Source organism: Peribacillus sp. FSL K6-5616 (genome assembly GCF_038008245.1).
GTDB classification, from domain to species: Bacteria; Bacillota; Bacilli; order Bacillales; family DSM-1321; genus Peribacillus; species Peribacillus frigoritolerans.
Window position 1 is genome coordinate 1,433,034 of the sequence record NZ_JBBOYT010000001.1, and the last position, 13,422, is coordinate 1,446,455.

Here is a 13,422-nt window from a genome sequence, read left to right on the forward strand (position 1 = left end):
CGGGTTTGGTTATATTTCATCACTTTCCATCTTCATCATCATGGATGATAAGAAACTGTTAGCGATTGGACATATAAACAAGCTGTATCTATTTGTCTAACCCTATCAATCGCACTTGTCAATTAACCATGGCAGTTCTGATTGACACCTTAGGGTAAAAAGCACCTAAGCTGCTATTTAATATCCCTGAATAGTAGAATACAACATAATCTTTATTTACCTTCTGATTATTATGAAGTTCTAATAAATAAGCTTAACATTAAAAGTTCTGGATTCCTGTTTTTAGGTTAATTAGCATTTATGGCCAAATAAAGTCTTTTTAAATAACCCTGTAGTCATCACACACACTTCAGGGCACTTATCCGCAGTAAATTCGCTTGCTTTGCAAATCGCAGGTTTAACTGATGATGTTTCTGATCCCCAAGGCGGACATTATGGACGGGATGAGAACGGAAGACTGAATGGGGTAATATATGAACCAGCGGCAATGGCACCAATAAATAATCACATACCACAAATGACAATAGGGCAACAGGTTGACATGTTAGGAAAGGCTTCAAAAGATTATGTAGCTCAAGGAATTACCACGAATACAGATGCTGCAGTTGGATTTAATAATTTGGAAGATTTAGAGGTTCATCTTAAAGCGGCTGAACAAAAAATTAATCCGATGCGAACGAGACTGATGATCATGCATCAGCAGCTTCGTGAAGGACAGCCATTCGGGGGTTATTCTCCAGCTCAACTGGACCTGGAACTCAGGGAAAGGTCTGGGGGATGGGTTAAATTAGATAGCGCAAAAATGTTTCAGGACGGCTCCATACAAGGATTAACAGGAGCTTTACGTCTTCCATATTATCAAAATCAAGATGTATATGGAGATTTCATTCATCATCAGGAAGCATTTAATGAAGAAGTCTTAGACCTGCACAGACGAGGGTTTAGGATCACAACGCATGGAAACGGGGATCGTGCGATCGGCTCGATATTAGCGGCATATGAATATGCTTTATCCAATAGCCCTCGTACAGGGCATCGTCATAGAATCGAAGATGTCCAAACCGCAACCACCGAGGACATCATGAAGATGAGGGAACTTGATGTAGCCGGATCCTTCTTCATCAATCATGTATATTATTGGGGGGACAGGCATAAACAAATTTTCCTGGGTCCGGAGCGTGGAAGGCGTATAAGTCCGTTAGCTGAAGCTGTTGCACACAATTTATTGTTCACGCTGCATTCCGATTGTCCAATTACCCCAATCTCACCCCTATTTTCAGTATGGGCTGCAGTTAATAGAATAACGAGAGAAGGTCATGTTTTAGGTCCAGAACAGCGCATTGATGTAGAAACAGCTTTAAAGTCGATGACTATTTTTGGCGCAAAACTAAATTTTGATGAGTCACGATCAGGTAGCATAGAAATTGGAAAACAAGCAGACTTTACCATTCTCGAGGCTGACCCTACAGCTGTTCATCCAGAAGAAATTAGGGACATAGCAATTTTGGCCACCTTCATAGATGGAAACCCAGTATATGGACAAGAAAAGGTAATGACTACTTAATTTCTTACCGGAAATTTACTGCGTCTAATTATAAAAGAAAATCCTATATGTTTGACATAAAGCACCGATTATCATTGAACCCGCATCCTCGACATTATATACTCCATGATCCTGTTTCCTTAGAGTTTAAAAAATTGTGATGAAAATTAAAGCTAAACTAGGGGGCTATGCTAGTGAACAAATTAGCATTCGGTCAAAATCCAAAAATGATTTTGTTATTACTTTTTGCAGGTAATTTGTTCTCGGCACTGGATCGCTTCGTCATTAATTATGGGATTGTCCATATATCCGATGACCTCCAATTGAGCGCATCCTCCACAGGTCTGATATTGAGCATCTTCTTTTTAGGATATGCAATCATGCAGATTCCCGGCGGTTGGATGGCCGATCGTTTCGGCGCTAGAATCGTGCTTATTGTCTCTGTCTTTAGTTTTACCATTTTTACCAGTCTGACAGGATTGGCATGGTCTTTTGTATCTTTGTTGGTCATTCGTTTTATGTTCGGATTGGGGGAAGGAAGTTTCTTTCCTGCTGGGGCCAAAATGATAGCAGTGTCCATTGCGGAAGAAAAGCGATCCCGGGCAATGTCTTTGTTTCTTTCCGCACTCACTGTTGCAGGTGTCATTTCACCCATTCTCGCAGCCACTCTGCTTGTTAGTATCGGATGGAGGATGATGTTTGGCATTATTGGGATTTTTGGGTTTACGATTGGGTTGCTATATTTGTTCTTTTTAAAACCAAGAGTAGGGAGTCAGGGCCCGCGAGAAGTAGATTCCTTAACGGAAGTTCCTGTCAAAGGTTCTTTTATTAAGCTGTTTAAAACCCCCTTGGTCCTTAGTTTGATGGTTGCCTCGTTTGCATATGGTTTCATCAGCTGGGGAGTGATGTCATGGATGCCGACTTACTTGGTGCAGGAACGTGGCCTGAATTTAATTTCCATGGGTCTTTTACAGATGATCCCTGCAATAGCTTCGGTGGCTTTCTATATTATCGCCGGTTATGTACTGGATAAAGTGAAAGTTGGTCGGGAAAAATGGATAGGGGTCTTTAGTGGATTAGGACTAGCGTTATTCGTGTATCTCATGTTTCATGCAGAAACGGTAACGGGAGTTATCATCTATCAATCCATTATACCTATATTTTCCGCAGCCTTATCCACTATCATTTTTAGTCTGCCGCTAAAGTATTTACCGGAAGCAATCGGAGGATCTGCAGTGGGAGTGGTCAATTTAGGGATGCAAGTGGCTGGCTTCATCGCTCCTTTAACGATCGGTTTGTCATAGACGCTTTCGATGGATCGTTTAATGGGGCTGTTTGGTTATTGGTTTCATTCGGGGTCGTTTGTTTTATCGCTTTTATGACCTTGAAATCGGGTAGGGAAAATTTCATATCAGAAAATCCACAAACAATTCCTGCTGTAAAATAGATTGATATAAATGAAGGCAAAAGTGGGGGTTCAGATTTATAAAAGTTTGTTCGAAATAGTATATAGAGAGTGATAAAAGTCTTCAGCTTCTATCTTGACAAGCCTGATGTTACTGAATTTCAGTTAACAGGGCTTTTTATTTTTTTATACGATATTATCAATAATATTATTCAAACAGTATGTCCTGGGTATTTTTCATGTTTAAAATACAATTTTTCTAATGTGCTGCAGTTAATCTATTTGGAGTAGTGTTTAGACCAATATCCGATGAAAGGAAAATGGATGTACCAGTATCGTGCAGTGGAGTCCGAAGGAAGCACTGAAATCTAAGTGTTTATTAATGTATAACTTTGGTAAAATTAGTTTATAAAAATAATCAATGTTCTTAGGGAGGACACAAATGAAGGTTAAAAAAATACATCATGTAGCAATAATTTGTTCCGATTATGAAAAATCAAAAAACTTCTATGTGAATATTTTAGGGTGCGATATCGAGAAGGAAACATATCGGTCAGAAAGGAAATCGTATAAATTGGACTTAATCGTCGGAGGGGAATATCAGCTGGAATTGTTCTCATTTCCTGATCCCCCGCATCGTCCTAGTTATCCTGAAGCCAGGGGGCTTAGACATCTTGCTTTTGAAGTGGAGGATATTAATCAAGCGATTGAAGATTTGGAAAAAGAAAACATTCCAGTCGAACCAATCCGTGTTGATGAGTTAACAGGAAAAAGGTTCACTTTTTTTAGTGATCCGGATGATTTGCCTCTTGAAATATATGAAAAATAGGATGAGGTTACCTCTATTTCTTAAGTTGATTTCAAAGATGAATACGATGATTTAAAGAGGTTACTTATAACAATTAAACTATAAAGATTCCCTATGATATGTCGATACCATTAAGTTTGATAAACTTGTATTCCATATTTCGATTAGGGCTGAAATAATCAACAGCTATAATATCTGTAGATCGGTCATTTAAATATGTCAGGAGATAAAAAAATGAATGTTTACAAATTTACACTGTTGATACTTTTAACGACATTTTTGATGGGTTCTTCTTTTGCAGTAGTTAAAATTGGTCTACCTTATTCATCCCCATTATTATTAGCAGCATTACGCTTCACACTTGCCGGACTCATAATGGCGATGATCGTAATCTTGTTAAAAAGACCGCATCCAAACTCTAAAGGGGATTGGATAAAAATGCTCATTATCGGCACTTTTCAAACAGCCGGAGTAATGGGGTGCATTTTCCTGAGTTTACGCACGATTACAGCAAGTGAATCCTCCATTCTTACATTCACGAACCCGTTGCTTGTTGTTGTTTTCGGTACGATCTTTTCACAGACACGCTATAAACTATATCAATGGATTGGTGTTTTATTAGGATTAGTCGGAGTAATGATAACGATGGGAGCGCAACTTGAATTTAAGGTTGGTATTCTTTTCGGCATTCTTTCTTCTGTTTTCTGGGCGATTTCCACTTTATTGGCGAAAAAATGGGGGGCGATTTCCGATACATGGGTATTATCTGCCTATCAGATGCTTTTTGGCGGTTTACTGCTTTTACTTGGCAGCTTTATTCTTGAAAAACCATTTTTCATACTGAATGGTAATTCGTTGTTCATTTTATTATGGTTAAGTATCATGTCATCGATCGTGCAATTTGCTGTTTGGTATTACCTTTTACAAAAGAGTGATCCAGGAAAAACAAGTGCCTTTTTATTTTTGGCACCTTTCTTCGGTGTATTATCAGGGTGGGCACTATTAGGTGAACAGATATACACTTCACTCTTAATTGGCGGACTGTTTATCATTATTGGCATCTATCTTGTAAATAGCAATTTCCAAAAGGAAAATAAATTAGTTAAAAGAGCTTTATAGTAATCGCATGGATTTAAGCCGCTAAAGACAGAAAGTCCCTCATGGTGAAAAAGAACCTTTCTTTTTCATAATGAGGGATTATTAAATTATACCTCTATACAAAAAACTTCTTTAAATCCTTCTTTCCCTTTAGGTGTGACTTTTACTGCGCGAATAGATGGAACACGGACTATCCAGCCTAAATCAAAAAAATGGGTAAGAAGCCCATTTCCTAAAGCTCCGCCAAGATGATGGTGACGTTCACTCCAGTCTAAACAGGAGTGGGAAAATGAACGGCGTTTTCTTCTTAAATCAAGTAAATCGATGCCGAATTCTGAAAAAAAATGATCCCCTTTGGGTGTAACTGTAAACTCTCTCTCTTCTTTTTTCAAATATCCGGCTTTCAACATCGATTCAGTTAATTGGACGCCTAGTTTTCCTGCCAAATGATCATAGCACGTTCTTGCTTCCTGAAGCATTTTGACTTGACTTGATTGTTTTAACGACCGTACTTCAGGAGGTGGGGAAATGGCCAGAAACGATTCCAAAATGTGCGCAATTTCTCCATTTGCTAGCTGATAATAGCGATGTCGTCCGTGTTTTTCAACTATAACAAGGTTACCTTCCACTAATTTAGAAAGGTGAAAGCTGGCGGTTTGAGGTGTTATTGCAGCCATCAATGCTAATTCACCTGCCGTATGAAAACGCCCATCAAGCAGACTTGCAAGTATTGTTGCACGTGACGTTTCCCCAAGGAGGGAGGCTATCTCCACCATATTTGGATTTATACTCAAAATAGTTACCAACCTTTCTGCCGATGGATTAAATAAGTTGAACGCCAATTAATTAGCATTAAAAATAAGTAAACTTATACTTCCATTATACAGTACCGCTGCCCTAGGATATTCGGTATATTCACGATTCCTGCTTTAAAAAAAAGAATATTGGACCCAACAATAAAATGGAAAGCGTTATTACGTATTTTTTCTAAACATTAATTTTGAGTCGTCTCTACAAGGATTTTTTTGATAAAATGCACGTGATAAATTGGTTGCTTTTTTGGGGAGAGATTATGAAATCAGGAGAGGTTAAAAAGAAGACTGTATACCTTTGGATAAGCGTTTTTTACTGAAGTATATTCTTTGTAAACTAGGCATACATTTTTACATGTTCACTAATAGTAAACGTTCATAATAGTCTGGGAATAAATACCGGTGAATAGTCCCTTTTGTGAATTTAGTAGTTAAATAGGAGGGAATGAAGCGTATGAAAATGTCAGACGTTGGATTTAAAGGTCAAGTTTTTGGATTTATAAAGTTCACACCTTTTGTGGAAAGTTTTTTGTCTGGAGATTTATATATGAATAATTTCAAAAAGTATATTGATATAGAAAGTGCTTCAGGAGAAAAAGGTGTAGGAGACAAATTTGAAGCAGCACATGTTTTTACGGAATTAACAATGAATTTCTTTACTCAAGATACCAATGAATTAATAATGTCGGGGCGAACTAAAAAATTGAATTTCAGAAAAAATATAAATGAAAAAAGACCATTATATTGTATGTTTGCAATTATTGGCGATATGTTAAAAGTGGTTAACGAGGATGAAAAGTATTACTATACCAAATTTGATTTACCTAATGAACAAATCGATAAAATGATCAGGGAGTTCGGAGATAGCTTAATTTTTGTTACCCCATCGCAATTTATTGACAGAATTACTAGAACACTCAATGAAAAAGGCTATGCTTACAGAGGGGGCTTGGTAAAATATGATGATTATAACATCAATTCCTCAGCAAGGATGAGCTCTTATAAAAATCAAGGGACTGATATTTATTTTTGGAAAGATAGATACTTTGAAAATCAATATGAATATCGCATAGTTCTCACAGATCAAGAAGTTGATGAAGCCTTAATTGTGAACATAGGTGATATTTCAGACATTAGTACTATTTTTAATGCAAATGAGTTTTTCAGTGATAAATTTGAAATAAGATTACGAAAGAAAGGAAATCTAAGCATCCATTAAATTGGGTGCTTTTAATTTGCAGGAGGATAAAGAAAATATTGAGCTTTTTAAAGAAGGAAATAGAAGAGTTATATTTATAAACCACACAGTTCAAACCAATACTAGTGAATGTAAATGTGTTTATTATAATTCTTGTTATAGTAATTATTAAAAAAAGAGAGCGCCGTTCAATAGAGTACAAAATTCAGCAAAACCACTCTGAATATGACGACTTTCTTCTATATTATTTGTAGGGAAAGTAAGTATTGAATGCCGACTTTATTGCTTTTATTTTCAACAGCAAATTACTGGAAATCTGATGTGAATTCGTGTAATCTACAAAAGTATGTTTTTTTCCAAATCGTAAAGGGGGGACCATAATTGAGTTCAACAAATCGTAAACAGACAACAATTGTTGCTCTTTTGCTTGCGGGTACATTTATAGCGATCTTGAATCAAACATTAATGATTACCGCGATTCCTCCTGTAATGGAGGAGATGAATGTTACGGCAAATAGTGCACAGTGGCTAACAACCGTTTTTATGCTGGTTAATGGGATCATGATCCCTGTTAGCGCGTTTTTACTGGAGCGCTTTACCACCAGACAGCTTTTCCTTTCCGCGATGGGGATTTTTGCTATTGGTACATTGGTAGCGGGGCTAGCTCCAAACTTTGGAATGCTCCTGCTAGGGCGGATGATTCAGTCGAGCGGAGCAGGAATTACGCTCCCGTTAATGCAAACAGTCTTCCTAATGATTTTCCCTGTTCATAAACGGGGTGCAGCCATGGGACTGGTCGGGCTGGTCATTTCTTTCGCGCCGGCTATTGGTCCCGCTTTATCTGGCTGGGTTACGGAGACCTACTCATGGAGGGTGTTATTCTTTATCATTCTTCCAATTGCTATTATTGATATCATAGTTGCGTTCTTCGCTTTAAAAAATGTAACAGAAGTTACACGGCCAAAAGTGGATGTGCTTTCGATTGTTTTATCTTCCGTAGGTTTCGGTGGATTATTGTATGGATTTACAGCGGCTGGTAATTATGGCTGGACAGACTGGAGTACAATCATATCCCTAGGCATTGGGACAATTTCACTTGTTTGGTTCATCAACAGGCAATTGCGACTGAAGCATCCAATGCTGGAGTTCCGTGTGTTCACGTATTCATTATTCCCGATTGCTATCATTATTGGAGCCATTACCTTTATGGGTCTGATAGGTGCCGAAACGCTCATCCCGCTATTTATGCAAAACATGCGAGGATTTACTGCCTTTGAAGCTGGATTAGCCATACTTCCTGGAGCACTTATTACCGGAATAATGTCACCGTTCATTGGACGTATTTTTGATCGGATTGGGGCCAGGTGGCTGGTTATTGGCGGATTACTCCTCATAACCGCTTCCTCCTTTACTTTTATGGATGTTGGTCCTTCGACAAGTTTTACATTTATTATGGTAATGTACAGTATTCGGATGTTCGGATTAGCCATGGTTATGATGCCTGTTTCAACGGCCGCCTTAAACCAGCTGCCTAAACGGTTAATCGCCCATGGTGCAGCTATGGATAATACGATGAAAATGATTGCCGCATCTGTAGGTACTGCAATACTTGTTACTGTGATGACATCAGCTACCGAAAATGCTCAGCGGCGTCCCGAGATAGTCCATCCTGATATGTATGGCGCGCAAATCTCATTTATTGTCATCGCTGTACTTTCATTAATTAGCTTCCTCATTTCTTTTAAAATAAAGGATCAAAAATCAGCAGGAAAAGAGTTCGGGGAGAAGAATTAAATATTAGAATTCGAGTTTTTAACTAAATAATTAGAACTCCATTTTTTAACTTGTTATGAACATTTTCCAACGCCGCCCCTGGCGGCTTTCCCTCCCAGGCCCTAACATTCCTATGTCGTGCCTACCTAAGGGATTATAAAAAAGAGGGAAACAAGTCATCCAGATGATTTGTTCTCCCTCTTTTTTCATTTTCTTAATTTAACCATTTTAGAAACTGGATCGTTTAAGAGCGCGCCATTCAATAAAGTCCAAAATCAGCAAAAACCCCTTTGAATATAAAGACCTTCTTATATATATTCCCCCATATTCCTCCGACCACAAATGAATCGCATGGCGTCCTTTTTCAAAAACTTTCACTAAATATATTTCTAAAGTGAAAAGCTGCACATGGCCAGACTCTTCATAATCTGATAGACATCCACTCCTTTTAAGTGAGAAATGATTGAAAAAGTATGCCTGAAGGTGTGAGGACCTAAATAAATTCTCCCGGATATTTTATGTAGCTCATCCTGGATGCGGGAGCCCTCGACACTTTTTACACTCCGGTTTATATGAAAGAAAAACTGTCCGGAACCCTTGTCACTGTTTTGTCTTGCCTGAACGGCCTGTGAAATTAAAAAAATCATCCTATTGGAAACAACCACTGTTGGAGTACGAAAGAGGTGATCTACAGAAGGATTTTGGAAAGGGAAATTGTTGCATCAAAACTCCTTATGGAACGATCAGGTTCAAACAAGGCATGATGGATGGGAGGGTAATAAGGCAGTTTCCTGAATATGGCGATGTGAAGGATCCGGCAAGGAAACATGAAGTGCCATTTTATGAGGTATATTCGGCAGCTCTTACAAGCCTTTAGACACTTAGCTTAATTTTTTGACAAAAAACCGCTAAGAAAGAGGTTTTTTCCTTTTAAATAAGCCCCAAATCAGAATAAATAATTCTAGAATAACGATTGATTGAATAATTGAAAGATTCAGTAAATGATATTGACACAAATTGGACACTGAGCTAGTATTGAAAGCAGATAGTTCATTAATGAAAAACACAGTTTTATATTATAAAACAATTATTCTCTTAAAAAGAAAAATCCTGAAAATTTATAATATAAAACAATGGGTTTCAGCCGAATGAAAGCGGTCACAAAACTTAAGAGGAGGAGGCCGCTTTTGAATTTTTACCTCTATTAAAACTGTATTTGTAAAAGTCTAGTGTGCCTGAACTCACGAATGGTAAAGTGGTGGCTAATGATGGAAAGACAAAGGACATGTCATGTAGGGACTTGATGCTTGCATTGAAAAAGACAGGGAAAATAGCACCCTAAAGGCTCAAAACAACACCACTCAGAGCTGGAGACCACAAAGGAATAAAACACCTTTCACACAATGAAACACCCATAGTATGCAGCTTGAAAGATTTGCAGCCGTTACGGGTGGAGGTTAGAAACAACTGGTGAAAGCCAGAGAAATAAAGGTATTAGTCAAAATTCATTTAGTATTTTGACACTACGTAAACCAGAAGGGAGGTAAATACGGATATACAGAAATATCTTTTTAGAGAGTGTATGCATGGTGTATTTGGTATGTATAATCAACCAGAGTATTCGTATAAATCCAAATTATGATGGGACTATCGGAATGAATTATTGTATCTATTAGTGATGTACCATCAAAACAACAAATAACAAAAAAGAAGGGATCAAAGTTATGAAAGGAATGACTTTTTTTAAGAAAAAAGCTAGAAACCTACTGACATATTTTTTAGCTCTGGTTTTTACCTTGAGTTCTTTTCCCGCTACCGTATTGCCGGTCATCAATGCTTCAGCGGCAGAGGTTGACAATGGGAAGGATCCGGGAACTTCAGCGAAAGAGGTTGTGTCGCTGAAAGAAGTCTACAAGGACCATTTTCTTATCGGCAATACTATTAGCCCGGCCGACTTAACGAATGCAGCAAAGTATGATTTTATGAAGTTCCACTATAACGCGATGACGCCAGAAAACGCTACCAAGCCGGACTCCATATGGTCCAACCCAACTCGAGATCCGTCATTCACATCAGCCGACAACATGTTAACTCAAGTCAAAGCCGACGGTTTCTATACGATTGGACATGCCTTGGCGTGGCATAATCAGTCAGCTGGCTGGCCGCAAAGTGGTCAGAATTATACCGAGGCAAGGGCCAGCTTGAAAAGGTATATTTCTACAATCGCCGGACACTATAGTCAGGGTCCTTATAAGCTCAACACCTGGGATGTTGTTAATGAAGCAATGAGGGATAATCCGGAAAATCCGACCGATTGGCGGAACGCGCTTCGCTCCGGCATTCAACCAATGGAACGGCCGTCCAGATGGTTTGAAGCTTACGCTAACGGCGGAAACGGGTGGGATTATATCTATGATGCCTTCCTGTTTGCGCGTGAGGCCGCCCCGGACGCAATTCTGTATTACAATGATTTTAACGACGAGGAACTTGCCAACAAGGCAATCGCGATTGCCTCAATGGTCAACGAGCTCAACGAAAGATACGCGAGTGAGCACCCTGAGGTAAACGGAAGGAAACTGATCGAGGGCATCGGGATACAGGGGCATTACAACCTCCGACTCAATGTAGATAATTTAGAGGAAGTTTTAAAGGTCTATAGTGAAACCGGGTGTGAAATCAGCATAACCGAACTCGACGTACAATTCAACGGCACGTCAGCCGAAGTTCCCCCTACCGAGGCGCAATTGAAGGAGCAGGCGGAATTGTATGCCAAGCTGTTCATGCTATATAAGAAGTACTCCGATAATATAGAACGCGTTACATTCTGGGGCGTGGCTGATAACAACAGCTGGCGCAGGACGGGTTACCCACTGCCATTCGACTCCAGTGGTGCACCAAAAGAAGCATATTGGGCCATAATAAATCCGGAGGCCTATCTCGGGCTAGATGATTTGCCGCCAAAGCTTACGTCGTTTGACTTCGGTGGTGATGTTTTCAATGTCGCGGGCAAAACCGAATTTGATGTTAACGTGACAAAGGACGTGTCAAAGATTGACTTCTCTGCCGCGAACATCGCACACAAATACCCTGACGATGATGTTGACGTCAGCGTTACACTCAACCCCGCAAGCGGCGCGGTGGGCGCAGAAAAGCCTGCCGTGGCGACGGTGAAAATCGCCCGGAAGGACTCCCCTAAAATATCGACGACGTATACGATAAACTTCGGGCATATGACCGCCGAATGGGAGAAAGACCAAAACTATAAGGATACGGGCTACCGCTCATCCGTCAATATCCGCTTCAGCGACGGTGAAACCCAATTCAAACTGTTTCAGGAGTTCTATAATCGAGACGACGGTAAACTGGCAATGCTTAACAGTAAGGAATTCCAGCCCTTACCAAAACATACAGGTGGTAAGCTCACTATTAATACAGATAGTAGTATAGACGATGATCATTTGAAAACATTGAAATTAAAGAAGTCTCTGTGGGATCAGAACTGGGCTCCGATTAATCAGGCGCGTGTTACAGACTTCACTGTCCCAGAAAATTTTTGGAGATTGGCCAAAACTATCAAATCCGGTAAGACTTATATCGTTGTATCCGCCAACTCAGGTCTGGCGCTGACCAATAGGAACGTGACATCCGTCCCGGCGACCGGCGGTGTAACAAACGCCAAACGAGGGCTTTCGGGGACGCCTGTCACCATAGTTGACGACATTATTGTAGCGCCGGAGCTGATCCAGGACAATACGAGACTTATCTTTAATGAGAGTACCAGCCCCGATCCGGGACCATACACAAGGGCGAATGGTTACACTGGATACACAATGTTAAGTCTGGTTCACGGCGGCCTTGTGGCCCCCTCTATTTTGTGGCGGGATTTAAGCAGCGACATGACGGCTCCATTACGCACAGACACAACTATTGGAGATAGTGCATTAGATCGAGCGGTATGGTTTAACACGGGTATAGACCCCGATACCGGCGAGACGACGCTATTTTCCCATACTGGTTCAAACAATTACACTTATGCGCTGCACGGAAGCGAAAACGGTTTTGTCGGCCAAGGAGGCACGGCCCCTCTGGAGGACTATGCAGCTGCTAGCCGTGTTAAGCTGTATGAGTACGTGTCCGACTATTCGTATGAAGACTTAACGAGTCTGGGCGCAGAAATAAGCCTCGACCCGGTGGAGCGTATCGTGAGTGAGCGTGACGCCAATATCCCCATTACGGCGGATGTACCTGACGGTGCCAAAGCGGTGTTGAAAAAGGACGGCGTTTCAGTGGCTTCCTCTACATTCGCAAACGGCAAAGCGGTGCTAAGCGTTAAAGGCAGCGATGTTGACGCCGGCGCGAATTATGCAGTCGTAGTGTATGATGGTTCCAAAATACTTGGCGTGGTAATTCTCCCGGTAGTCACTGTCGTCAGCGCGACGCCAACGGCTACGGTAAAGAAACTCAATGGTAATCAAAAACGACTGACAGTTACCGTTACGGAAGAATACTCCGACGATTCGGCGGAGCCTTTCACTGAAGAGGTACTAATCAGGAATAACGTGGCAGACGTTTATCAGGTGGGACCATATAAGGTTTATGTGGACACTAAGGGCAACAACAAGATTCGTAAATGCTATATTATGAACGAGTAGCAGCAAGAAGCTGAACAGCAACACGCAGCACAGCAAAACAATGTGCAACAGCCTATTGAAAGTCCACAATAAAAAATAGCTTCCTTTTATTGACGAACTTTCTTTCAAAGCATTTCAAAAAAACAGTGGTGTT

9 protein-coding genes and 1 pseudogene are annotated in these 13,422 nt (G+C 40.2%); 9 read left to right on the plus strand and 1 reads right to left on the minus strand.

Annotated elements, in window-relative coordinates; all coding sequences use genetic code 11:
* Positions 1-322: 322 nt before the first annotated feature.
* From MHB45_RS06925 to MHB45_RS06940, 4 genes and pseudogenes are all read left to right on the plus strand, one after another.
* Positions 323-1,564, plus strand: a pseudogene (locus tag MHB45_RS06925) (amidohydrolase); the annotation flags it as partial.
* Positions 1,565-1,737: 173 nt separating this feature from the next.
* A complete protein-coding gene (locus MHB45_RS06930) occupies positions 1,738-2,847 on the plus strand; it encodes an MFS transporter (RefSeq protein ID WP_161922658.1) in 1,110 nt (369 codons plus the stop codon).
* A gap of 543 nt (positions 2,848-3,390) precedes the next feature.
* On the plus strand, positions 3,391-3,777 hold the full coding sequence (gene gloA2 / locus MHB45_RS06935; RefSeq protein ID WP_072272784.1) for an SMU1112c/YaeR family gloxylase I-like metalloprotein: 387 nt from the start codon (positions 3,391-3,393) through the stop codon (positions 3,775-3,777).
* Between the two features lie 213 nt (positions 3,778-3,990).
* Positions 3,991-4,875, plus strand: coding sequence for a DMT family transporter (locus MHB45_RS06940; protein ID WP_072272785.1), 885 nt, complete (start codon positions 3,991-3,993; stop codon positions 4,873-4,875).
* A gap of 86 nt (positions 4,876-4,961) precedes the next feature.
* On the opposite strand, the gene MHB45_RS06945 is transcribed toward MHB45_RS06940, so the two are convergent.
* Positions 4,962-5,648: an ArsR/SmtB family transcription factor gene (locus MHB45_RS06945; protein WP_048681058.1), complete on the minus strand. Its 687-nt coding sequence runs from the start codon at positions 5,646-5,648 to the stop codon at positions 4,962-4,964.
* Between the two features lie 463 nt (positions 5,649-6,111).
* Between MHB45_RS06945 and MHB45_RS06950 the strand changes: the two genes are divergently transcribed.
* From MHB45_RS06950 to MHB45_RS06965, 5 genes are all read left to right on the plus strand, one after another.
* Entirely contained in the window at positions 6,112-6,885 is a 774-nt protein-coding gene (locus MHB45_RS06950; RefSeq protein WP_161922657.1) for a hypothetical protein, read from the plus strand.
* A gap of 360 nt (positions 6,886-7,245) precedes the next feature.
* Positions 7,246-8,658 carry a DHA2 family efflux MFS transporter permease subunit gene (locus MHB45_RS06955; RefSeq protein ID WP_072272787.1) on the plus strand — a complete coding sequence of 471 codons (1,413 nt, stop codon included), beginning with the start codon at positions 7,246-7,248 and terminating at the stop codon, positions 8,656-8,658.
* A gap of 509 nt (positions 8,659-9,167) precedes the next feature.
* Complete coding sequence (gene larC / locus MHB45_RS28250; RefSeq protein WP_373689792.1) at positions 9,168-9,269, plus strand: nickel insertion protein; 102 nt, start codon at positions 9,168-9,170, stop codon at positions 9,267-9,269.
* A 35-nt stretch (positions 9,270-9,304) separates the two neighbouring features.
* Positions 9,305-9,514, plus strand: coding sequence for a nickel insertion protein (gene larC / locus MHB45_RS06960; RefSeq protein ID WP_048681068.1), 210 nt, complete (start codon positions 9,305-9,307; stop codon positions 9,512-9,514).
* An 847-nt stretch (positions 9,515-10,361) separates the two neighbouring features.
* Entirely contained in the window at positions 10,362-13,289 is a 2,928-nt protein-coding gene (locus MHB45_RS06965; protein ID WP_072272788.1) for an endo-1,4-beta-xylanase, read from the plus strand.
* The last annotated feature ends 133 nt before the right edge of the window (positions 13,290-13,422 follow it).